This window comes from Shewanella algae, assembly GCF_009183365.2.
GTDB lineage: Bacteria > Pseudomonadota > Gammaproteobacteria > Enterobacterales > Shewanellaceae > Shewanella > Shewanella algae.
On the sequence record NZ_CP068230.1, the window covers coordinates 1,402,920 to 1,426,205 of the forward strand.

Here is a 23,286-nt window from a genome sequence, read left to right on the forward strand (position 1 = left end):
GTATTTCAATGGAAAATCTCGAAGGGCTGTTCAAACAAGCGCCCGAGTTAATCGCGGCCTATGGCATCAAGATACTGCTTGCCATTGTCATTTTCTTTGTCGGTAAGTATCTGTCCAATGTGGCCAAGAAAGTCACGGCTAAAATGTTGGGCAAGCGCAAGATAGATCAGACAGTGGTTTCCTTCGTCGCCAACATGGCTTGGGCCGTGGTGTTTGTATTTACCGTTATTGCTACCTTGGGGCAGCTAGGCATTCAGACTGCTTCTCTGGTTGCAGTTCTCGGTGCCGCCGGTTTGGCTGTGGGCTTAGCGCTGCAGGGCTCACTGTCCAACTTTGCCGCCGGTGTCTTGATGGTACTGTTCCGCCCTTGTCGTGTGGGTGACTATGTTGAAGCCGCAGGTGTTGCCGGTACTGTAGATGAAATTACCATCTTCTCTACCCGTCTGAAAACGCCGGACAATAAGGTCATCATAGTGCCCAACTCCACTATCATGAATGGTAGCATCACCAACTACTCTGCTATGGACAAGCGCCGTATCGATCTGGTGATTGGGGTTTCTTACGATGCCGATATTCGTCATACCAAGCAAATACTGACAAGCATTCTCGATAACCACGAGAAAGTGCTGAAAGAGCCTGGCTATACTGTGGGTCTGCACACACTGGCTGACTCTTCGGTTAACTATGTGGTTCGCCCTTGGGTGAAGTCAGCTGATTACTGGGGGGTCTACTTCGAACTGATGGAGCAGATTAAACAGTCTCTGGACGAAAATGGCATTGGCATTCCATATCCTCAGATGGATCTGCATGTCAAAGAGCTGCCTTCCAAGTAAGTTCAGCTTTGGACAAAGACCGGCAGATGCCGGTCTTTTTTTACCTGTATTCTGACAATGGATTATATTAGCCAGGATGAATTTGAACCGGGATTGAGGGAGAAAACTATGTTGAAACTGACAAAGTGGAGCGCCGTGTGTGTATTGGCCTTGGCGAGCGCCTCGGCTATGGCGACTGAAGGGAAAGTGGCAGCCGAAGTCAAAATGGGTGGCCAGAGTGTCACCTTGATGGGTAAGTTGCCCGAGCTTAACCAGCTTGCACCAGGGTTTAAGGTGGTGGATGACAAGTTTGCCCCAGTGACTTTAAGTGACTTCAAGGGTAAGACAGTACTTATCAGCGCAGTTCCCAGTCTGGATACCGGCGTCTGTGCCCTGCAGACCAAGAGATTCAATAAGGAGTTCAGCAAGTTTGATGATTCTGTGGTCATGTTGACTGTCAGTGAGGACTTACCCTTTGCCCAGAAACGTTTCTGCAAGGTGGAGAATGTCGATAAAATCAAGGTATTGTCAGACTCAGTCTGGCGTGATTTTGGTAATAAATATGGTTTGTTGATCCCTAACCGAGGCTTGCTGGCCAGAGCGATATTTATTATAGATGCCAATGGCCAGCTCAAGTACCGTGAGCTGGTGGCAGATGTGTCTCACCATCCTGATTACGATGCGGCGCTTAAGGCCTTGAGCGAAATCAGCAAGGGCTGAATGTAAAAACGCCGGCTTGTGTGCCGGCGTTTTCAGTTTTAGAGGGCGACTCTGCTCACTTAGTCCAGATGTGGATCTGAACCGGTTTGGTAGTCGAAGGTTGGCATGGCCCAATGATACTTGATGGCCAGCATCCGCAAACTGAAACCCAGAGTGAGACACAGGCTGAGATTGATCCATTCGGCCAGTTGCCACTGTGACAAAAATACATAGAGCCCGGCAGTGATGATGGAGATCATTGCGTACAGCTCCTTGCGAAAGATCAGCGGCATCTGATTACAGAGAATGTCGCGAATAATACCGCCGAAAACCCCGGTAACCACCCCCATTACCACAGCCACTACGGGACTGAAACCCAGCAGCAGGGTCTTTTGGGCTCCGACAATGGAAAACACAGCCAGGCCAAGGGCATCGATTGCCAGAAACAGCTTTGACAGGTAACGCATTACAGGGGCAATTATCACAGTCAACAGTGAAGCAAAGCCGATAGCCACCAGATAATGCCAGTTTTCTACCCAGATCAGCGGGTAGTTACCCAATAGCATGTCTCTGAGCGTGCCGCCGCCTATGGCGGTAGCGCACCCCACAATTACCACGCCAAAGAGATCCATCTGTTTTTTACCCGCCGCCAATGCGCCGGTCATTGCTTCGGCCAGTACACCAATCAGCCAAAGTATGGCGATAAACTGAGCTTCTTGCATAATATTCGCATCAAAATAACAAAGGATCAGAATTCTGCCGGAAAATACCGCAGTTTAACAGTGATTTTATTTAAATTTTTGGATTAGTTTTATTTATGGTTGATTATTGTTTGTTGTTCATTGTTTGTGTATTTTTATGATTTTAAATGGTTTTATTTTTTATCTGGTATGAGGATTACTGATTAATGTGTACACTTGTCTTTCTCTCGTTTTGTTTGGGCTGTTTGGGGGTGTCAATTTGGTAAAAAGTCCAGTTATTTAGCTTTGCTCTCCTGGTGCTGTACAGTCAAGCCGAGCGGCGCTAGAGTGTTTTGGCCCCATGTATCTTAATGCGGGGCAACTGGATGTGATATGGGGGAGAGATGATAGATTTCAGAAGCGATACCGTGACCCAACCTACTGCCGCGATGCGCCAGGCCATGGCGGCCGCGCAGGTAGGCGATGACGTCTACGGAGATGACCCGACGGTTAACCGCCTGGAAGCCATGGCCGCCGAGATGTTCGGCTTTGACAGTGCCTTGTTTACCAGCTCGGGCACTCAGGCCAACCTGTTGGCACTCATGTCCCACTGCGAGCGGGGCGATGAATACCTGTGTGGCCAACAAGCCCACAATTACAAGTTTGAAGGCGGTGGCGCGGCCGTGTTAGGCAGTATTCAGCCTCAACCACTGAATAATCAGGCCGACGGTAGCATAGCGCTCGAAGATATTCGTGCTGCCATCAAACCCGATGATTTTCACTTTGCCCGCACTCGTCTATTAAGCCTGGAAAACACCATAGGTGGAAAGATATTGCCGCAGGAATATCTGGCCAGGGCGCAGCAGCTGGCCTTCAATCACGGTTTGAAAATCCATCTCGATGGTGCCCGGGTGGCCAATGCCGCCGTGGCGCAAGGACTGGAGATAGCCGATATAACCCAATATTTCGACTCGGTATCCATCTGTCTCTCCAAGGGGTTGGCGGCGCCGGTTGGCTCTTTATTACTTGGGGATGAACGGCTTATTCATAAGGCGCGTCGCTGGCGGAAGATGCTGGGTGGCGGGATGCGCCAGGCCGGGATCCTGGCAGCTGCAGCTGAGTTGGCCTTGACTGAGCAGGTGGCGCGTTTGGCGGAAGATCACGCCAATGCCAAGGCTTTGGCCGAAGGTTTGAGTCAGTTGGATGAGCTGGCACTGGATATGAGCCAGGTACAAACCAATATGGTGTTTGCCACTTTGGCCGATGAAGTGGATATTGAAGCTCTGGTCAAAGGCTTGTTGCAGGAAGGAGTGCGTATCAGCGGCGCTCGGCAACTACGCCTGGTGACTCACAAAGATATCAGCGCTGCCGATATCGATAAGACTCTGCAGGCCTTCAAGCGGGTGCTCAGCCAGGTTTGAGCACGGTCCATTACGGTGCAGCAGGAGTGATCCTGGTGCATCGCAATGGCATTTATGAACACAAGTGTGGTGTAACTTATTGAATTATATTGATTGAATGTTTGGCGTCCAATTTGCTTTAGTTCAAGTGAGAATTCCAATCACAGGCGAATGCGAGGACGCAAACATGAAATACTACAGTCGGCGTTTGGTTAAACACGAACATCTCAACCCGGCGGGAGCCTTGTTCGGTGGACAGTTGATGAGCTGGATCGATGAGGAAGCGGCCATCTTCGCCGCATGCCAGATGAAGAGTGTCAGCCATGTGACCAAGCTTATCTCGGAAATCAACTTTATGACCCCGGCCAAGCTTGGGGATGTGATTGAATTTGGCCTTGAGCTTATCAGCCTGGGGCATACTTCCATCACCATTCGCTGCGAAGTGCGCAATAAACTGAATTTGGCGCCTATTGTCAGCATTGACAAGATGGTCTTCGTCAATGTGAATGAAGCCGGCTTGCCCGTGCCTCACGGTATGCGGGCCAATGCCGCCTGATAACTCTGATGTTTGAATGCGCTTGCCAACCAGGCTGAGCTTTGCCCGGTTGGCTGGCGCGCTCAGTCTTTCAATTCTTCCTTGACCGATTTGGCGGCATCACGGGAGGCGTGGCCGATTTCACGGGTCACATCCCGGGTGGTGTGGCCTATCTCCTTGGTCACGTCTCTGGTGGTATGGCCTATGGTACGGCCGGTTTCCTTGAGCTCGGCACAGGCGCCAAGACTGAGTAATGCAGCAAGAAGCAGTAATGTTTTCATCATTTTATCCTTATAGCTTGCCGGTCAGTTGAGCGTATTTAACCAGCAATTCGTCTTGGGTTTCCTGATGTTCGGGATCCTTGTCGATACAGTCTATAGGGCAGACAGAAACACAGGTTGGGTTGTCGTAGTGGCCAACACATTCGGTGCAGCGCGTCGGATCTATTTCATAGATCTCTTCACCCATAGTGATGGCTTGGTTGGGACACTCGGGCTCACACATGTCGCAGTTAATGCAGCTGTCATCAATGATTAAGGCCATTGCCTTGTATTACCTCGGAATTACTTATCCTGTCTTGCAGGTTTTCGGTCAACGCTTGGCGCACAAAACAGTAGCAGGTGCAGCCCAAACTAAGTCATAGCACAGATTTTATCACAGGGCCTGTGCCTGTGAGCAACACTATTAGTGTGAGCCGGGCGGCACAGCAAAGATTGGTGTTAGGCTTTGCCTGCCTGAAGTCTCAATTCGACAGCGAACTTTCTTGGGTTTGGGTGCGAAATCTTTCAATCAAAAAATCCACAAACAGGCGAATGCGCTTGGGTTGGTATTGTCGACTCAAGTAAATAACATTCAAATCAGCCCCAGTTGCCGAGGAGGAAGCGCTGAAGTTTTTCATATAGCCATTCAGCACAGTAACCAGACGTTGCTGCTTGATGTCTTGCTGTACATCGAGAATTGATTTCAGGGCAATGCCGGCACCTTGCAGCGCCCACTGGCGGATCACTTCACCATCGTCCGAGAAGCGTTTGGGCACAACCGTGATGGCCTTGTAGCCTTCATCATCCTGAAAATGCCAGGTTTTCAGCTCTTCATTACTGCGGATCATGGCCAGGCAATCATGGCCGACCAAATCCTGCGGCGTAATGGGTGTGCCTTTTTTGGCCAGATAGTCGGGCGAGGCGCACAAAACCCTTCTGCTGGAAGCCAGCTTGCGGGAAATCAGATTGCTGTCGGCCAGTTCACCATAACGTATCACTATATCCAATCCGGATTCTGCCAGGTTGGTGAGATTGTCGTTCAGATAGAGGTAGGGGATGACATCCGGGTAAAGCTCAGTAAAGGCCGTCAGTATCGGCGACACATATTGTTTGCCTATGTCCCGCGGCGCCGAGATTTTCAATGGTCCCCGTACTTCTTTGGTACCGGTTTGCAACAGGTTTTCCGTCTCTTTGACACTGTTGATTATTTCAAGGCTGGCCTGGTGATAGAGGGCGCCGGAATCTGTGAGGGAGATATGACGAGTGCTGCGATTCAGCAGCTTGACACCATAGCGCTCCTCAAGGGATTGCAATCTGGCGGTGACTGTCGCCGGCGACAGGCCCAATTCCCGACCGGCGGCGGCCAGGCCCTGATTCTTGACGATACTGACAAACAAGGTCATGTCTGCAAATTTGTCCACTTGTCCCGCTTATTATTTGGTTGAGCTGAATAATCAATTCAAATGATAACCAATTATCAAAATTTATCCAATAAATATACTGGCTCCATCTTAGTAATTGGAGACAGACACAATGCAAACAGACAACCAAATTTATGTGGTTATAGGCGGAACATCCGGCATAGGCGCCGAACTCGCAGGGCTATTGAAGGCCGAAGGAGCACAGGTTCATGTTGCGAGTCGTAGAACCGGGCTGGATATCAGCGATGAGCAATCTGTTTATCACTTCTTTGAATCAGTAGGTGCCTTCGATCACCTGATCATTACCGCAGGTTCCTTCGCTCCGGCAGGCAGAGTGGTTGATGTTGAGCTGGCTCAGGCCAAAGCCGCCTTCGATACCAAGTTTTGGGGCGCAATAAATGCTGCCAAACAGGCTGCACGTTACATCAAACACGGTGGATCCATCACTCTGACTTCCGGAATGTTGGCACGCAAAGTGGTTGCCGCGACTTATGTGAAAACGGCAATCAATGCCGCTTTAGAAGCCGTAACCCGAGTGCTTTCCAAGGAGTTGGCTCCGATTCGTGTCAATGCCGTCAGTCCCGGGTTAACTGATACACAAGCGCACCATGGCATGTCAGACGAAGCCAGAAACACCATGTATCAGCGCGCCGAAGCGGCCTTGCCGGTAAGGAGGATTGGCCAGACTGCTGATATCGCCATGGCCTACCTGTTATTGCTGCAAAACCCCTATATGACGGGCGTGGTTATCGATGTCGACGGCGGGGCGCTGCTCAACTAAGCGTCTTTTACCAAAGCGATTCCCAACAACAATAGTGCGGTGTCTGCGCCAAGCCGACATCGTTCAAAGCTCAGGAAATTTCATTATGAACAAGCAAAAAATGCCGCTGCAGGTCTGGATCTTGACACTTGCAGCATTTGCCATAGGCACAGCCGAGTTTGTTATCGCCGGTATACTTCCCCAAGTGGCCGCCTCATTGTCAATTACCGAAGGGCAGGCGGGCTATCTCATCAGTGCTTATGCCCTGGCCATAGTATTTGGTGGGCCGATACTCACCATCTACCTGGCACGTTTCAACAAAAAGAAAGTTCTGGCCGGTTTGATGGTGTTGTTCATTGCCGGCAACTTGTTGTCGGCGTTTGCCCCTGACTATCAAGTCTTGATGATAAGCCGCATTGTCAGCGGCCTGGTGCAAGGTCCTTTTTACGGCATAGGGGCCGTGGTGGCCACCAATCTGGTATCCGAAAAAATGGCTGGCCGAGCCGTGGGGCAGATGTTCGCCGGCCTGACCCTGGCCAATGTGCTTGGCGTCCCAGGAGGAACCTGGATTGGTTTACAATTTGGTTGGCATACCACTTTCCTGACCGTTGCCGCATTGGGTCTGGTTGCCTTGTTTTTCATCCTGACAGTGATCCAGTCCACAGGTAGCAGTCAGGCCAAAGATGTCAGGGCGCAACTGGCGGCTTTTAAAAATCCCATGCTGCTGCTCAGCCTGGCGATAACCGTCTTTGCCTGGTCCGGATTCATGACCCTCTACGGCTATCTGGCTCCCATTGCCATGCATGTTACCGGTTTTGGTGAAAGCGCGGTGACCTGGATCCTGGTTGTGGTGGGTGTTGGCTTGATTGTGGGCAATACCTTGGGTGGGCGCTCCTCTGACAAGGATCTGCAGAAGGCGTCTGTGTTCTGGACCTTGGCGATGATCGTTTCTCTGCTGCTGGTTGGCCTGACGGTTGAGAGCAAACTGATGTTTATCGTGACGGCTTTCATCTTCGGTATCGCCTCTTTTGCCAACGTGCCCGCCATGCAGCTAAGGGTCATGAATCACGGTGGCGATGGTCAGGAGCTTGCGGCGACCGCCAATATCTCGGCATTTAATTTGGCCAATGCCTTCGGCGGATTTCTCGGCGGCATGGTGCTCGATAGCCAAGTGGGTGCCGATATGATCCCATTCGCTGCCATTCTGGTTCCCGTGATTGGCCTGCTGTTTATCACAGCGACCAATCGCCGTGAAAATGCCCGTATACCAGCTGCCGAGATCTCCTGATAAGCCTCGCCCCGTAGCAGGAGACTATTCGATATAGAACACAGTGGTATTCGGTAATGTGAATGTGTGCAAAAAGCATACAAAAAAGGCTGCCAAGGCAGCCTTTCTCTGTTTTCAATCAAGCCTGGTTTATTTTGTTGCGGCTTTGGTTTCGGCTTTTGTTTCGGCATGGGGATTGCGGGTGTCCGTCCCCTCCGGCAAGTTACGCAGCAAGATGGCTGAGTCCAGTTCCAAATCGGCCGGTACCGGCATATAGACGGTATGGCCCGAACCTAAACCGGCCTCAATGGCTTCACCCTTACGGTTTTGCAGGCTTTCCAATGTCAGGTTGATGTTGCCTTGTGGCGTCATCATCTCCAGGCTGTCGCCCAGCAAAAACTTGTTCTTCACTTCGATTTCGGCCAGGCCTTCGGCGTTACGCTGACCGGTAAACTCACCGACAAACTGCTGGTTGTCACTGATAGAGTGGCCGTATTCATAGTTCTGGTACTCATCGTGAACATGACGGCGCAGGAAGCCTTCGGTGTAGCCTCTGTGGGCCAAGCCTTCCAGGCGGTTCATCAGGCTACGGTCGAAGTCCTTTCCGGCTGCGGCATCATCTATGGCCTGACGGTAAAGCTGCGCCGTGCGGGCCACGTAGTAGAATGACTTGGTGCGGCCTTCAATCTTCAATGAATCCACGCCGATACGGCTCAGGCGCTCTACGTGCTGAATGGCGCGCAGATCTTTGGAGTTCATTATGTAGGTGCCGTGCTCGTCTTCGAAGGCCGGCATATATTCGCCGGGACGGTTGGCTTCCTGCAGCAGGAAAATCTGATCGCTGCTTGGGCCCTGGCCCAGAGTCGGCTGCTCTATCTGCACCGGATTGACTGCGACTATGTCGCCGGTTTCATTTTCCTTGGCCTCGTGAGCATCATATTTCCAGCGGCAGGCGTTGGTGCAGGTGCCTTGGTTGGGATCGCGTTTATTGATATAGCCGGACAACAGGCAACGGCCGGAATAGGCCATGCACAGTGCGCCGTGAACAAACACCTCCAGCTCTATGTCCGGACAACGCTGGCGGATCTCTTCGATTTCATCCAGCGATAGCTCGCGGGAGAGGATCACGCGCTTGATCCCCTGAGACTGCCAGAATTTAACCGAGGCCCAGTTGATGGCGTTGGCCTGTACCGACAGGTGCACTACCTGCTCGGGAAAGGCTTCACGAACCATCATGATGAGACCGGGATCTGACATGATAAGGGCATCCGGCTGCATGGCGACCACAGGCTCCATGTCCTTGATATAGGTCTTGAGCTTGGCATTATGGGGAGCGATATTGCTGACCACATAGAGTTTCTTGCCCAGAGCATGGGCTTCCTGAATCCCCGTAGCCAGGTTTTCCATCTTAAAGTCGTTGTTACGTACCCTTAAGCTGTATCTGGGTTGGCCCGCATATACGGCATCTGCACCATAGGCAAAGGCATAACGCATATTTTTCAGGGTCCCGGCGGGAGACAGAAGCTCTGGTTTAAACATAATTTACTCTCAATTAACGGCAGTCCGGCGGTTGCACGACTTGGCAGCAGGGGCGGCATTTTACTTAATTAAAGTAGGGGTATGCAAATATCCCAAACATTGGCTGTCAATCACAACGGGCATAACAACAAGAAACCTTGCCTTATCAAAGGAAGGTGCGACTTCTGGTACCATTTGGGACAAGGTGGCGATTAAACAGTGACCGGCAGTCGATTTCAGTAGCCAACTACGGCAACTTGATATCACTTGGCGTTTTTTTACGCTCACGGCTGCCGGGGTTGCTGATATACTGAGTCACAGTATCTGAACAGTTTTTTTACATTGGAGAGTGCATGTCTACCGAACATCAACTCTTGGTTGGTTTGTTGCGGAAACTCAAGAACGATACCCTGGTGCTGCCAACCTTGCCGGAAGTGGCCATGCGGGTGCAGGAGGTGGTCAGTCGTCCCGACTCAAGCCTGAGGGAAGTTGCCGATATCATAGGTCAGGATGCCGCCATATCGGCGCGTTTGATCAAGGTAGCCAACAGTGCTTTCTACAGCCGGGGTATTCCTGCGGAAAACATCAACAGTGCCGTAACCCGTATAGGCTTGGCGCAGATCAAATCCATCGCCACCTCCATCGCCATGGAGCAGTTGTTCATCTCCACCAACGAGATGGTGTGGGAAGTCATGGATGAAGTGTGGCGCACTTCCATAGATGTAACCGCCGCGGCCGGCGCCATGTTGCTTATCTATAACAAGACCCACCCGGGCAGCGGCCTGAATTATGATACTTTAACCCTGGCGGGGCTGGTGCATAATATCGGTGCCTTACCGGTACTGACCGAGGCCGAGGCTCACCCTGAGCTCTTTGGCAGCATAGATCAACTAAGAGCCTTGGTGCGCAAGATGCAAGGGCCCATAGGGCGGGCGGTACTCAAGAGCTGGGACTTTGCCCCGGATGTGATGGAAGTGGTCGAGCGCTGGGCTGATTTGCCCTATCTGCCGGATCATGTGACTTACCTGGACTTCATTCGCTCGGCGGCCTTCTATGCCGGGGAGTTGCGAGCCGGCGCCGAGCTTGAACAGCGTCTGGAAGTCTTTGTCGACAGGGGCTTGCCCGTCAGTGCCGAACTGCTAGGCAGTGATGAGTTTCTGGACAAGTACCATTCAATCAAGCAAAGCTATGAGTAAGTATTGAATTAACCCATCTTTGTCGTTCACGGGAGAATACCGCTTTGATGATAGGCCCATGGTTGCTTTCTATCGCGTTAATCACAGTGTTTATTCTCCTTTTGTGGCGCCGCCAACGTCAAAAAGAGCGGCGCTTTATCAAGCTGCTCGGCAAACAACTCGACAATCAGATAAAAGCGCGCGCACCACTTGAACTGCCTTGGGTGCCGGTCGCCTTCTTTGAGCTGGTCAATAGCCTGGAGAAATTGCTGCAGGCCCTTCCGCCACCTGTGGGGAAAGATAAACTCACAGGTCTTGCCAATAGGGTAGGGCTCAAGCGCAGCGTTACCGCCTTGATGCCGCTGCAACAGGGCACCATGGTGCTGCTGGACATCTACCGTTTCCGTTACGTCAATGACCTGTTTGGCTTTGCCTTTGGCGATCAGCTGCTCAAGCAGATGGCAGACCGCCTGCTGGGATTGCAGCAGGCGCCCAGGTTACTGGCGCGGATGAATGAAGATGAGTTTCTGCTGTACTTTGAGCAGCAACAGACAGAAGAAGATCTGCATCGGCTGCGGGGCAGGTTACAGGTGCCTTTTGATATTGAAGGTACGCCTGTAAGTATCCGCATTCAGATGGGCTATCTGGATTTGCATGCCCATCATACCGATCTCAGCCTGATGTTGCGCCGCCTGGATCTGGCGTTGAAAAAAGCCCGCAATAGCCGTGATCTGCTTGCCGGTTATCAGACGGGTGAAGACAGTATCCAAATGCGCGAGCTGGAGATCATCAACAGCCTGCCCAAGGCGTTGAAGACAGGGCAGTTGTATCTGGTTTATCAGGCCAAAGAAGAGGTGAGCAGCGGCCTTTGTCGCCAGGTTGAAGCGCTCATCCGTTGGGAACATCCCAAATTCGGCACCATTTCTCCGGCCGAGTTTATTCCACTGGCCGAGTATTCCGGCATGATAGGCCTGGTGAGTCAGTGGGCGCTGGAGCAGGTGATGATGCAGCAGCGCAAGTGGCGCAGCGGTGGCTTCAAGGTGCGGATAGCGCTTAACCTTTCGGCGCAGGATCTCAACAACGGCTGCATGCTGCAGGAGATTGAACGCCAACTGCAGGAGTATCAGTTGCCGGGTGAGGTACTGGCGATAGAGATCACCGAGAGCAGCCTGATGGCCGATCTTGAGCAGGCGATAAAAATCCTGGAGCGGCTGCGGCAACTGGACATTCGTCTGGCGATAGATGATTTTGGTACCGGGCACTCGTCGCTGGCCTATTTGAAAAATCTGCCGGTAGATGAAGTCAAAATCGATAAGGCGTTCAATGAAGAGTTGCTCAGCAACAGCAATGCCAAGCATATTATGCGTGCCAGCATCCAGATGGCCAAGTCACTGGGTTTTGAGGTCACTGTCGAGGGGGTCGAATCTATGGCGCTGAAACAGATGCTGATCTCCCTGGGGGCCGATCAGCTGCAGGGTGATATTGTCGCCAAACCCAAGACGGCGCCTGAGCTTGAATACTGGTACGCCAAGCACAGCATGCAAACCAAGACGGTGAGCTGAACTATTGGCTATAGGTCCAATCTTGTTGCTGCTATGCCTTTAACTGTGTCCCCAACTGTTCGAGTAGTGTCGCCGGCATAGGGCAAAGCTGGCGCTGACTATTCATGCACACCATTTCAACCCGGCCACTGACTGCCGCCCTGGCGGCGTTTTCGCGCCAGATCTCCTGTTCCCACACTGTGCGGTATTTGCTTTCGAAGGCAAAACGGGTACGGACATCCAGGATATCGGCAAACTCGACCCCTTCCTGACAGGTGAGCTCGGAGCGATAGACAGCAAAACCTATTCCATCCGAATGCCACAGGCGTTTCAGTTCGTTGGCCCCTATAACCTGTTCACGGGCGCGCTCGAAGTACTTCAGAAAATTGGGGTGATACACCACGCCGGAAAAGTCCGTATCTTCATAGTAGATCTGCAATTGAAAATGAAACCAAGGGCTGAAGCTGAGTTGCATGCAAATACCTGTAATTGAGTCGCGCCAGGCAGTTTAGCACTCGCGTCGGCAAAGGTCAGCTCAGAGGCGGCTGCTACTGATGATCTGCTGGTATTGACCACTTTGTTTCATCTGTCTCAGTCCTTCATCCAGTGCCTTGGCCAGCTTTGGAGAAGAGGCATTTTGCAGCGAAAATGCCAGAAATATTCGGCTCTGGTGATTGGAAAATGCCGGTAGGATCTCCTCTTCAACCCCCATACGTTTGATAAAGCCTTCGGCCACCTTGTCGAACATAATGGCTGCATCTATGCGGTTAAGCAGCAAGAGGTTGAGTAATTGCTCCTGGCTGGCTACCGGTACCAACTGTAACTGTTGGCTCAGTTTGGCAAATTCATCGCCGTATTCGTAACCCTTGATTATCCCAACGACGCTGCCCTTGGGTAGCTGCCATTTGTTTTGGGCATTCAGTGGCCGATTTCTGTTGTAGTAGAAGGAGGCATTGGCAACAAACAGCGGCTCTTCACCAAACAGAAAATCCGGCTCGGTACTGCGCTCACGGGTCACATTGAACACCCCTTGCACCTGTCCCTTACGGGCCATCATCAAGGCTCTGGAATAGGGCACTACCAAGCTTTCCACTTGAATATGCTCAATAGAGAAAGCGGCGGTTATCAGTTGGTGGGATAAGCCTTGCCCGGTTCTGTCGGCAAAAGGTGGCCAGCTGTCTTCGGCGGCGAGTAAGACTTTTGTCTCTGCTTCGGCCCAAGCCAGTGTTGAAGAAAACATGTAAATAAAACAAGTTAATACAGCTATTATTCCAGATCTCATTCTCATCCTTTGATTGAGTCGCCTGGTTTGGAAAGGTTAAAAATAGTACCTGAGTCTTAGGGAAGATGCGAGCAAGTCCCATCTGTGCCCTGAGTCGAATCACAGGCCTCTGAAATCAGCAAATACCCGGGCCACACCTTCCGCAAAGGGTGTGTGTTTTTGCTTAAATTGCATCCCCTCATAGCGAGTGCCGCTAAGCCCGGGTTTTCGATTGTGAACCAGTTGGCGTTTATTATTGTGGTGGTTTGCATTCTATATATCATTAGATTATTCTCAATGAAATTTTTCTAATGGATAGGGGTGTACCATGCCAGAAAAGATTATTGAACTTGAAACCAAAATGGGTAAAGGCTGGAAAGTGACAGCGCAGGTGCGTGAGCATACCTTGGTCATTGACCAACCGACGGCCGGTAACGAAGGAGCCAATCCGCTTGAGACCTTCCTGTTTTCTCTGGGGGGCTGTATTTCTGCCATTGCCAGAATGGTGGCCAGAGAGCAGAAAATCGATCTCAGGGGGATGAACATCAAGGTGCGTGGCGAGATGAATTCTGACGGTTTACTGGGGAAAGTCAGCGAGGATCCTGTCGGGTTTCGCCGTATTACCCTGGATGCCGATATTGACGCCGACATGACTCTAGAACAAAAGCAGCAGTTTCTCGATACTGTCTGCCATCGTTGTCCCGTGCATGACAACCTGTTGAGCGCCTCCAGAGTAGAGCATCAAAGTATCTGATGCCTGAAGCTTCAAATGCTCTTGGCTTGAGCGCTGTCAGCCCTTGCCAAACCTGGGCTAAATAAAGTAAAGCGCTGAACCAGGCCTGCTGCTGTGAATACTGACAGGCTGACAGATAACCATTGAATCAGACGGCAAAATGCCGTTTCGCCTCCTACACTTGCAAGGGAAGATGCAAGTTTAGGGATAACATAGCAAAGGAGGCGAAAATGAGGTATGTCGATGTGATGGTCGCTCCGGTTCCCACCGCCAAGAAACAGCAGTATCTTGAGCATGCACGCCGGGCGGCGGGTCTGTTCAAGTCTCAGGGGGCTTTGGAGCTGGTAGAATGCTGGGGGGATGATGTCCCGGAAGGTAAGCTTACTTCCATGCCTATGGCGATAAAGCGCCAGGACGACGAGACTGTGGTGGTTTCCTGGATCGTTTGGCCGGACAAGGCCACGCGCGATAAAGGTATGCAGTTTATCATGACAGATCCTTCTGTTCCCGAGACTCTCGGCGATATGCCGTTCGATGGCAAGAGAATGATCTGGGGCGGCTTTGAGATGCTGCTCAAGGAGTAGCCTTTCTTTGACTCCCCAATAAAACACGGGATGCCGCTTGGCATCCCGTGTTTTATTGAGGCTTTCTATTGAGCCCGGCAGAATCAATCTGAACCTGAGCCTATGTTTATCTGCGCCTGCTGCCGGGTGATAGCGGCATTGAGCCTGTCTTTGACATGGCCGGGCGACTTGGTGTTATAGGACAAGAGTCGATACATGGCCGGGATCACCAACAGGGTGACAAAGGTCGCAAACGCCATACCGAAGAACACCACGGTTCCCACGGCAATACGGCTCTCTGAGCCGGCACCGGTTGAGAAGATCAGCGGAATCGCGCCGACAATCGCGGTGAAGGAGGTCATCAGGATAGGTCGCAAACGCCGCGCCGAGGCATCGATAACCGCCTGTTCAAAGGCCAGCCCCTTGTCTCGCAGTTGGTTGGCAAATTCGACTATCAGAATACCGTTCTTGGTCACCATGCCTATCAACATGATCATCCCTATCTGGCTGTAGAGGTTGAGCCCTTGTTGTGTCAGCCACAGGCCAAGGAAGCCGCCGAATACCCCCATGGGGACGGTCAACATCACCACCAGTGGGTTGATAAAGCTTTCGAACTGAGCCGCCAGCACCAGATAAACCACCAAGAGAGCCAAACCGAATACCAGCAGCATGCTGCTCTGGTTTTCCTTGAAGTCTTTCGACTCACCAGTGTAGCTGATACTGATATCACCGGGCAGGGATTCAATCGCCTTGGCGTCGAGGAAATCCAGCGCTTCCCCCAGAGTGGCGCCATCCATGAGGTTAGCCTTGATGGTGATGGATTTTTGCTTATTGGTATGGCTCAGTCGCTGCGGCGAGGCCACTTCTTCAATATGCGCCAGGCTGTCGAGGGTAACCAGCTCACCCTTGGTGGTACGCATATAGATCTGGCTAAGGTCGCTCATGCTGCTGAACTGCTTTTCATCCCCGCGCACGTAGACATCATACTCTTCACCCCTGTCCACATAGGTGGTTTGCTTGCGGCCGCCGAGCATCACTTCCAGGGTTTCCGAAACATCGGCAACACTGACACCAAGCTCTGCCGCCCTTTGTCTGTCAACCGTGACCAGAAGCTCAGGGGTGGTTTCGGCATAATCCAGATCGGCGCCGCGCATCAGGCCACTGCTGTTGGCCTCCTGTTGCAGCAGCTGTGCCCATTTGAACAGTTCTTTATAGTCGGATCCGCCGATAACAAACTGCACCGGCTCACTGGAGCGGCCACGGAAGCCGGGTAACATGGGCCGCACCATCACATCGGGAATATCTTTCAATACCTGGGCTATCATCACCAGCGCCTGATCGGCGTTGATATTCCTGTCCTCCCAATCCTCGAGCTGCATGATCACAAAACCTGTCTGATCACCGGCGCGGCCACCAAAGGCCGGCGCCTGCACACTGAAGGACTTGAGCACGCCCTGGCCCAGCAGCGGCATCAGCCTATCCTGTACTATGTCCATGTTGGCTGTCATGCGGTTGTAGCTGGTGCCTTCGGCGCCCTTGATAAAGGCGAAGATCACCCCGCGGTCTTCCTGCGGTGCCAGCTGTGCAGGGATATGGTTTACCAGCAAGGCACTGCCGCCGATACAGGCGAGGATCACCAGGGGCGCCGCAACCTTGTGACGTATGGCAATGGCCACCATGGCGCGATACTTAAGCTCGAGCGCGGCAAAGAATCGATTCAAGGCGCGGTTGAAGGTGTTGGGTTTGACATTGGCCTTGAGCAACTGGCTGCTGAGCACAGGTGTCAGTGTCAGCGCCACCAGGGATGAGAACAGTACAGACACCGCCAGCAGCACGGAAAACTCGGTGAACAGCAAGCCGACCATGCCTTCCATAAAGGAGATGGGCAGAAATACCATCACCAATACCGCCGTGGTGGCAATAACGGCAAAGCCCACCTCGCGGGTGCCCTTGTAGGCGGCCAGCAGCGGGTCTTCCCCGCGCTCTATGTGGTGAAAGATATTCTCTACCACCACAATGGCGTCATCCACCACCAGGCCTATGGCCAGGATCAGTGCCATCAGGGTCAGCAGGTTGATGGAAAAGCCCAAGAAGTAGGCGGCCATAAAGGCCGAGATCAGCGATACCGGCACAGTCACAGCAGGAATAAGCGTTGCCCGCAGCTGGCCGATGAAAATATACAGCACCAGCAGTACCAGCGCCGCCGTGATATAGAGGGTGTAATACACCTCGTCTATGGCCTGATCGATAAACACGGTCGAGTCGTAGTCCACATATAGCTGGGTACCGGCCGGCAGAAACTTTTGCAGCGCGTCCACCTGCTTGTAGACATCTTTGGCGACATCCAGCGGGTTGGCATCCGATTGCGGCACTATCCCCAGGCTGAGGTTGACTATGCCGTTGCTCTTGAAGGTGGAGTTCTCATTCTCGGCGCCGACAAACACCTCGGCCACATCCTTGAGATAAACCGGCGAGCCATTTGCGCTGCTGACCTGCAGATAGTCGAATTGCTCAGGGCTCAGATAGAGGCGGGCGGTGCGCACTGTCATCACTGTGGTGTCGTTACGCAGCTCACCGCCGGGGGATTCCATATTCTCCGCCTTGAGAGCTGCAAGGATATCCTGCACAGTGACATTGCGGCCGGCCATCTGCTCAGGCTTGAGACGCACATACATCACCTTGTAGAGGCCACCTGAGATATCCACCGAGCTGACCCCTGTGATCAGGTTGAACTTATCTTCCAGCACCCGGCGGGAATAGTCAGTGAGCTGGGTACGATCCATCTCGCTGGAGCTCAAGTTGACATAGATGGAGGGCTCGCCCGAGCCGTTGTCTTTGGAGACTATCGGGTCGTTGGCTTCTTCCGGCAGCCTGCGCTGCGCCCGGGCCACGGCATCACGGACATCGCTCACCCCTTCGGTGAGGTTCCAGCCCAATTTGAAGGTCACAGTGATCCGCGACATGCCGTTGCGGCTCACCGAGGTGATTTCATCGATACCGCTGATGCCTGTCAGCTCATCCTCAAGGTTTTTGGTGACCTGACTCTCCATGATAGAGGCGCTGGCCCCTTCATAGGTGGTCATCACAGTGACGACCGGGCTCTCCACATCCGGCATTTCCCGCACCGACAGCTTGCTGAAAGACACCAGACCAAAGACACACAAAAGCAGGCTCAGCACTATGGCGCTGATCGGCCGTTTGACCGAGACATCGGATAACAACATCAGTGAAGCTCCCCGGTCTGCTGTACTGCTTCGGCGGTCAAGGGCTTGACGCTGGCGCCATCACGAATATTCACCAGCCCCTGCACCACAATGCGATCCCCCAGGCTGACGCCATCTGTGATAAGCACCAGATTGTCGACCCGGGCGCCCAAATGCACTTCGGTGCGGTGGGCTATGCTGTTTTCATCTATGCGATAGACATAACGCTTGGTGCCGGAATACTCTAACGCCTGTACAGGTACTACCGCCTGATGAATTGGTGGGAAGGTCAGGGTGGCCGATAACATCATGCCAGGTCTCAAGTGTTTGTTTTTATTGTTGAATCCCACCCTCACTCTGACATTGAGAGTATCCGGGTTGACTCTGGGATCTATGGCAACCACCTTGCCCTGAAACAGTTGGCCGTTCCAGGCACTGCTGCTGCCTTGTACCTGCATGCCGACACTCAGTTGCGACAGATAAGACTCGGGCACCTGCAGATCGAGCCGCAATAAGCTCAGATCATCGAGACTCAAGAGTTCGGTTCCCTGGCTCACCAGCTTACCCTTGCTGAAATCCACCAGGCCCACTGTACCGGAAAAGGGAGCCCGCAGATGATGGTAGGAAAGTTCGGCCCTGGCCGAGGCCAGCCTGGCTTCGGCGATACTGACGCTGGCGCGTTGGGCATCAATTTCTGTCTGGGTAATGGCGTTGCGGCCGATCAGTTTTTCATACTCGCCCAACTTACGCCGCTCATCGGCCAGATAAGATTCAGCTTCCATCACCGCCGCTTTGGCCTTGGACTCTTCCAAAACCAGCAAGAGTTCCCCCGCCTTCACCTCCTGGTTGGAGCGCACTGCGATAGCGTCTATCTTGCCGGCGACTTGAGGCGCTATAGTGACCGAGCGTTCTGCTTCCAGCTTGCCTATCAGAGTCAGGGATTGCGCCAGGGATTGCTCTGTGACTGTGGCGGTAATTACGGGAACGGCGGCTTTGCCCATCCCCATGCCTGAGCCAGGTTTGTTGCCGGCTTTATCTGCCGTCGGAGTCAAGAGGAGATAGGCGGCCACACAAAGGCCAAGGACCAGGAGTCCGATATAAGGTTTTTTCATTGTGTCCCATCTGATGCCGGTAGAGATCCGCTAGGATCTGAAGGTTGCCTATTTTACGGGAGCCTCAAGCATAAAGCTGGTAAATGAGTGTAAAAAAGCGCAAATTCCAGTGTGAAAATGTGACCGATGGCGAATGTCTGAATCTGTTCTCTCAAACTGTTCCTTGCCTGCAACAGTTTTTAATAAAATGAGTTGTAAGATGTGCAGTTGTAAATTCTTGCCGAGTCAGATATTTGTCAGGAGTCATTTTACTTTGGTTTTAATGAGACTTGGTCATCATATTCATAAGTCATATTAAATTATTTCCTTTGGCGCTTGTGCGCCTGTTTTTATATGTGCTAACTGAGTTGTTTATATTGGTGTTGTTATTTGGTTTGGTGTTCTGTTTATTCATGGAATACTGTATTGGTGCCTGTATAAATATGGTGAAACACAATGAATATTTACAGGGGTATAAAATTTTCACGTTATTGTTATGGCGGAAAGCAAGCTCGTAATTTAATTCTGCTGGCTATTTTCTTTATGATGGCGCGGCCGGTACCAGCCGATGATACTGAGCTTTATGTTTACGAATCCTCCTCGCGAACCGGCGATAGGCCGCAAATCCTGATCATTTTTGATAATTCCCGCAGCATGGAAGAGTACGTCTATGATGTCGATGAAAGTTACTCGGGAGTAGAGGGCTCCGGCAGTCAAAATACCGAAAGCGGGTTCCTGTATTTTACCAAGGGCACTCCAGATTCAGTTAATATTCCTGTGTTGGATGAACAGAAAGGAAGCAGGCGGTTCAAGAGGGAGAATAACGGTTGTCAAACTTCCTGGGAGTATTTAAATAAGTATGGAACTTATACCGGGTTTATTCGGGAATATAGCTTCTCGGGGCAGAATGGTACCTGGAAAGAATTACCTGAGAATGCCGGTGCCAATCTTACTTTGATTGATTGTTTCGAAGATATTCAGGATGAACGCTATGGTAACGCCTCAGGAATTGTAGATGGCTTGCCGCTCGATGGCGCCGGCAATCGCAAAGAAGTGGTTGGTTACACAGAGGTGAATGACGGCTCCAGCGCTGAGCAGAAAAAAGCTGCCAAGGAAGCCGCAGAGCGAACCGGTTTCGGCACGGGTCGGCCGGTTACTTTCTACACGGAAGATTATCTGCGCTGGTATCACAGCGACAAAAAGAAAGTAACCAAGACCCGGTTGCAGGTCGCCAAGGACGCGATTCAAAATGTGATAGTGACCACTCCTGGGGTTGATTTGGGGCTGGCAATCTTCAACTTGAACTTCAAGCTGGAAGGGGAGCGTGATGGTGGACGGATCATCTCGGGGATCAAGTCCATGACCGCTGCCAGCAAGATAGAGCTCATTAACAGGATTAATGATATTTCCTACGCCCAGGCCACGCCACTGTGTGAGACCTTTTATGAGGCTTTTCGCTATTTTAGCGGCAAGGGAGTGCACTTCGCCGATAAAGACAGTGATTATTTTTTTACAAACAGCGATGGCAAGGTTGTCGATCAGTATCTGGTTAAAGATACCCCGCAAAGGGATATAGGTATTATCAAGGGCGGCAGCTATGTTTCGCCGTTCAAGCCATGTCAGAGCCAGGTTTATGTTGTCTATATTACCGATGGTGAACCCACTCAGGATGCCTCTGCCGATGATCTTATCCAAGAGATGACGGGGGATGATGATGCCTATATCACCCAAAGAAGCCGGAGTTATCTCAGTGCCCTGAGCAGTTGGATGAGTCGGAATGACCTTAACTCCAATCTGGCAGGCAAACAGACAGTGACCACTTTTACCATAGGCTTCAGCGAGGGAGCGGCCAAGGCCGAAGCCTTACTGAGAAAAACCGCCGAAAAGGGGGGCGGCCGCTACTTCGATGCCCAGGATGCCAGCAAGTTGCAGTCGGCAATTCAATCTGTGGTTAATCAAATTCTGGAGAAGAACGCCAGCTTCACCTCGCCTTCGGTGGCCAGCAATAATTTCAACAAGCTACAAACCTTGGATTCAGTGTATTACTCGATGTTTTTGCCCAACAAGGGGCCTCGCTGGCGTGGCAATATCAAGAAGTTCCAAGTGACGGATAAAGGCAAAGTGGTCGACAGCAAAGGTGAGCCGGCCATTGCCGAGAATGGCAATATCAGTGCCAAGAGCTGTTCTTTTTGGAGTTCCAGCGGGGCTTGCAGTCAAGGAGGCGACGGCGATGATGTGACCAAGGGTGGGGTGGCCGAAGCCCTCGATAACCAAAAGCAGCGCACTTTGTATGGCAATTTTGCCGCCGGGGGCGACTTGTCACCGCTGACCTTGGATGCCGCCAGCGGTTATGCCGGAGGTGAAGCCAAGCTGGCGCAGCATATGGGGGTAGACAACAGCCAGTTGCAGGGGCTGTTTGATTGGGCACGCGGCGAGGATGTCGATGACGACAACCGCAACGGCAATCGCAGCGATAAGCGTCGCGATCTTTTGGGTGACCCCCTGCATTCCAAGCCTCTGGCGATAGATTTTGGTTCGTCCGCAACCGACCCGGATATCCGTATCCTGGTGGGCAGCAATCATGGCATGCTGCATATGTTTCAGGACAAGGGGGCTTCGGTCAGTGAGAGTTGGGCCTTTATGCCTTGGGAATTTCTGCCCAATCTGGCTGAACTTAAAGCCAATGCACCGTCGGGCGTGCATTCGGTTTATGGTTTCGATGGTTCACCCGTGGCCTTTACCAAACGTGTGGGTAACAGGCTTGAGAAAGCCTGGGTGTTTATCGGTCTGCGGCGCGGCGGCCGTGGTTACTATGCTCTGGATGTCACCAACCCGGATAATCCCAAGCTGATGTGGCATGTTAATGCCGATACGGCCGGCATGAGCGAGTTGGGGCAAAGCTGGGCCAAACCTGTGGTGACCAGTATTCCTGGTTATGGGGATAAGCCGGTACTCATCTTTGGGGCAGGGTACTCTCCGGCCAAGGATACTCTGAGGGTGGGCAGCGCCGACAGCCAGGGGCGCGGGGTATTTATCCTGGATGCTGAAACCGGTAAGTTGCTGCACAGGTTCGGCCCCGGCGGTGATACCGAAATGCCTGAACTCAGAGACAGTATCCCCAATACGGTGGCCGTGCTTGATGACAATAGTGATGGTGTCAGCGACCGCATCTATGCTACAGACACAGGGGCTAATATCTGGCGTCTGGACCTGCCCGATGCCGACCGCAATAATTGGAGCGCCTTCAAGTTTGCTTCTCTTGGCGGCAGCACTGAGAGTACGGACAGGCGCTTCTTTGCCGCGCCTGTAGTGGCGCAAACCATGTTAAGTAATCAGACCGAGAACCGGGTCACGACCAACGGCGAGTCAAAGACAGTCAATTCATCCATGGAGATCCCCTATGATGCCGTAGTGGTTGGCTCTGGACTCAGGCCATCGCCTTTGGATACCAGTCGTTCGGATATGTTTTTTGTGCTGCAGGACAGAAACACTGCCAGCCAAAATTTCAATGAAATAGATCCCCCACAACCACTGACCCTGGCCGAACTCTACGATGTGACGGCCAAGGCGCCGAATTCCGACCAGGAACATATCGATTTTGGCCGCAAACTCGGCTGGTATTATGACTTTACCCGCAGTGGTGAAAAGAGTCTGTCCGATGCCAGTATTATCAAAGGGCGGGTGTTTTTCACTTCCTATGTCCCGGGCAGTAAAGCCTCGGCGGAGCAATGTCTGGTCTCGGGCAAGGGGTATCTCTACGGCTTTGATCTGCATAAGGGGGCGCGCAGCTATACCCAGACGTATCTGGAGACGGGGGAAAGTCTCCCCGACACCCCGCAGTTGGTGGTGCAGCCAGGCACCAATGCCGACGGAACCGCCGGGGACAGCTATCTCTATCTGATTGGTATTGGGAATGCCGCAGCACTCATGGACAAGCTGGTTGATGACAAGGGCTGCCCTGCTGGGGACGAACAGTGTGTCGGTGAAGGCCCGGCGACTCACAAACTCTATTACTTCCAGGCCGATTGAAGCGCAGAGGTGTACAGTGAACAAGGTGATCCTTAGCTTGTCTTTGAGCGTATGTTTCCCCCTGATGGCGAGCGAGGGGCAAACGCGACAGGATTATAAGTGCCTGGTGGAAACAACAAGAGCGTCGCATGAGATCATCCGGGTCTCCTGGGATCCGTCCAAGGCGGAACTCTATCAGCGACAGATGCCGGGAATGGTGCTGGAGCGGATTGGCAATCGTGGGCAGCGCCATTACATACGCGAAGTGTTTGAGTGCGTATCAAGGAATGAGGAATTTTACTCTGCCACAGGAAGAAAAATCGACCAGGCCGGCAAAAATCTGGACTGAGAAACCCAGG

Annotated in this window: 21 protein-coding genes; 12 read left to right on the top strand and 9 right to left on the bottom strand. The window is 52.3% G+C overall.

Features of this window, described 5'->3' with window-relative positions:
- Positions 1-8 precede the first annotated feature (8 nt).
- Together E1N14_RS06320 and tpx are read left to right on the top strand one after the other, a co-directional pair.
- Positions 9-833 carry a mechanosensitive ion channel family protein gene (locus tag E1N14_RS06320; protein ID WP_025009451.1) on the top strand — a complete coding sequence of 275 codons (825 nt, stop codon included), beginning with the start codon at positions 9-11 and terminating at the stop codon, positions 831-833.
- Between the two features lie 108 nt (positions 834-941).
- On the top strand, positions 942-1,532 hold the full coding sequence (tpx, locus tag E1N14_RS06325; RefSeq protein ID WP_025009450.1) for a thiol peroxidase: 591 nt from the start codon (positions 942-944) through the stop codon (positions 1,530-1,532).
- 59 nt (positions 1,533-1,591) lie between these two features.
- Here tpx and E1N14_RS06330 read toward each other — a convergent pair whose 3' ends face one another.
- Positions 1,592-2,233, bottom strand: coding sequence for a trimeric intracellular cation channel family protein (locus E1N14_RS06330; RefSeq protein WP_025009449.1), 642 nt, complete (start codon positions 2,231-2,233; stop codon positions 1,592-1,594).
- A gap of 362 nt (positions 2,234-2,595) precedes the next feature.
- Here E1N14_RS06330 and ltaE point away from each other — a divergent pair, with 362 nt between their 5' ends.
- Together ltaE and E1N14_RS06340 are read left to right on the top strand one after the other, a co-directional pair.
- Entirely contained in the window at positions 2,596-3,612 is a 1,017-nt protein-coding gene (ltaE, locus tag E1N14_RS06335; protein WP_062793314.1) for a low-specificity L-threonine aldolase, read from the top strand.
- Positions 3,613-3,778: 166 nt separating this feature from the next.
- Positions 3,779-4,147 carry an acyl-CoA thioesterase gene (locus E1N14_RS06340; protein WP_025009448.1) on the top strand — a complete coding sequence of 123 codons (369 nt, stop codon included), beginning with the start codon at positions 3,779-3,781 and terminating at the stop codon, positions 4,145-4,147.
- A 62-nt stretch (positions 4,148-4,209) separates the two neighbouring features.
- Here the strand turns inward: E1N14_RS06340 and E1N14_RS06345 are convergent, their stop codons facing one another.
- From E1N14_RS06345 to E1N14_RS06355, 3 genes are all read right to left on the bottom strand, one after another.
- The gene (locus E1N14_RS06345; RefSeq protein WP_025009447.1) at positions 4,210-4,410 is read right to left on the bottom strand and encodes a hypothetical protein; all 201 of its coding nucleotides are present in this window, start codon (positions 4,408-4,410) and stop codon (positions 4,210-4,212) included.
- A gap of 7 nt (positions 4,411-4,417) precedes the next feature.
- A complete protein-coding gene (locus E1N14_RS06350) occupies positions 4,418-4,669 on the bottom strand; it encodes a YfhL family 4Fe-4S dicluster ferredoxin (protein WP_025009446.1) in 252 nt (83 codons plus the stop codon).
- A 199-nt stretch (positions 4,670-4,868) separates the two neighbouring features.
- Positions 4,869-5,807, bottom strand: a complete 939-nt coding sequence (locus E1N14_RS06355) for a LysR family transcriptional regulator (RefSeq protein WP_025887586.1) — start codon at positions 5,805-5,807, stop codon at positions 4,869-4,871.
- A 112-nt stretch (positions 5,808-5,919) separates the two neighbouring features.
- On the opposite strand from E1N14_RS06355, the gene E1N14_RS06360 reads away from it, so the two are divergent.
- Positions 5,920-6,588, top strand: a complete 669-nt coding sequence (locus E1N14_RS06360) for an SDR family oxidoreductase (protein ID WP_025009445.1) — start codon at positions 5,920-5,922, stop codon at positions 6,586-6,588.
- Positions 6,589-6,673: 85 nt separating this feature from the next.
- Positions 6,674-7,855, top strand: coding sequence for an MFS transporter (locus E1N14_RS06365; protein WP_025009444.1), 1,182 nt, complete (start codon positions 6,674-6,676; stop codon positions 7,853-7,855).
- Between the two features lie 129 nt (positions 7,856-7,984).
- Here E1N14_RS06365 and trhP read toward each other — a convergent pair whose 3' ends face one another.
- Positions 7,985-9,373: a prephenate-dependent tRNA uridine(34) hydroxylase TrhP gene (trhP, locus tag E1N14_RS06370; RefSeq protein ID WP_025009443.1), complete on the bottom strand. Its 1,389-nt coding sequence runs from the start codon at positions 9,371-9,373 to the stop codon at positions 7,985-7,987.
- A 332-nt stretch (positions 9,374-9,705) separates the two neighbouring features.
- Between trhP and E1N14_RS06375 the strand changes: the two genes are divergently transcribed.
- Together E1N14_RS06375 and E1N14_RS06380 are read left to right on the top strand one after the other, a co-directional pair.
- Complete coding sequence (locus E1N14_RS06375) at positions 9,706-10,548, top strand: HDOD domain-containing protein (protein WP_025887591.1); 843 nt, start codon at positions 9,706-9,708, stop codon at positions 10,546-10,548.
- Between the two features lie 47 nt (positions 10,549-10,595).
- A complete protein-coding gene (locus E1N14_RS06380) occupies positions 10,596-12,089 on the top strand; it encodes a putative bifunctional diguanylate cyclase/phosphodiesterase (RefSeq protein ID WP_025009442.1) in 1,494 nt (497 codons plus the stop codon).
- Positions 12,090-12,120: 31 nt separating this feature from the next.
- Here E1N14_RS06380 and E1N14_RS06385 read toward each other — a convergent pair whose 3' ends face one another.
- Together E1N14_RS06385 and E1N14_RS06390 are read right to left on the bottom strand one after the other, a co-directional pair.
- Positions 12,121-12,543, bottom strand: a complete 423-nt coding sequence (locus E1N14_RS06385) for a thioesterase family protein (RefSeq protein WP_025009441.1) — start codon at positions 12,541-12,543, stop codon at positions 12,121-12,123.
- Positions 12,544-12,603: 60 nt separating this feature from the next.
- Positions 12,604-13,356, bottom strand: a complete 753-nt coding sequence (locus E1N14_RS06390; RefSeq protein ID WP_037436415.1) for a substrate-binding periplasmic protein — start codon at positions 13,354-13,356, stop codon at positions 12,604-12,606.
- A 301-nt stretch (positions 13,357-13,657) separates the two neighbouring features.
- Between E1N14_RS06390 and E1N14_RS06395 the strand changes: the two genes are divergently transcribed.
- On the top strand, positions 13,658-14,083 hold the full coding sequence (locus tag E1N14_RS06395; protein WP_025009439.1) for an OsmC family protein: 426 nt from the start codon (positions 13,658-13,660) through the stop codon (positions 14,081-14,083).
- A 209-nt stretch (positions 14,084-14,292) separates the two neighbouring features.
- On the top strand, positions 14,293-14,646 hold the full coding sequence (locus E1N14_RS06400; RefSeq protein WP_062793313.1) for a DUF1428 domain-containing protein: 354 nt from the start codon (positions 14,293-14,295) through the stop codon (positions 14,644-14,646).
- An 83-nt stretch (positions 14,647-14,729) separates the two neighbouring features.
- On the opposite strand, the gene E1N14_RS06405 is transcribed toward E1N14_RS06400, so the two are convergent.
- Together E1N14_RS06405 and E1N14_RS06410 are read right to left on the bottom strand one after the other, a co-directional pair.
- Positions 14,730-17,849, bottom strand: coding sequence for a multidrug efflux RND transporter permease subunit (locus E1N14_RS06405; protein WP_062793312.1), 3,120 nt, complete (start codon positions 17,847-17,849; stop codon positions 14,730-14,732).
- A complete protein-coding gene (locus tag E1N14_RS06410; RefSeq protein ID WP_025009438.1) occupies positions 17,849-18,940 on the bottom strand; it encodes an efflux RND transporter periplasmic adaptor subunit in 1,092 nt (363 codons plus the stop codon). The genes E1N14_RS06405 and E1N14_RS06410 overlap by 1 nt, the downstream gene beginning before the upstream one ends.
- Positions 18,941-19,375: 435 nt before the next feature.
- Here E1N14_RS06410 and E1N14_RS06415 point away from each other — a divergent pair, with 435 nt between their 5' ends.
- Both E1N14_RS06415 and E1N14_RS22150 read left to right on the top strand, forming a co-directional pair.
- A complete protein-coding gene (locus E1N14_RS06415) occupies positions 19,376-22,948 on the top strand; it encodes a pilus assembly protein (protein WP_082813090.1) in 3,573 nt (1,190 codons plus the stop codon).
- Positions 22,863-23,276: a TapY2 family type IVa secretion system protein gene (locus E1N14_RS22150; RefSeq protein ID WP_255265328.1), complete on the top strand. Its 414-nt coding sequence runs from the start codon at positions 22,863-22,865 to the stop codon at positions 23,274-23,276. The genes E1N14_RS06415 and E1N14_RS22150 overlap by 86 nt, the downstream gene beginning before the upstream one ends.
- The last annotated feature ends 10 nt before the right edge of the window (positions 23,277-23,286 follow it).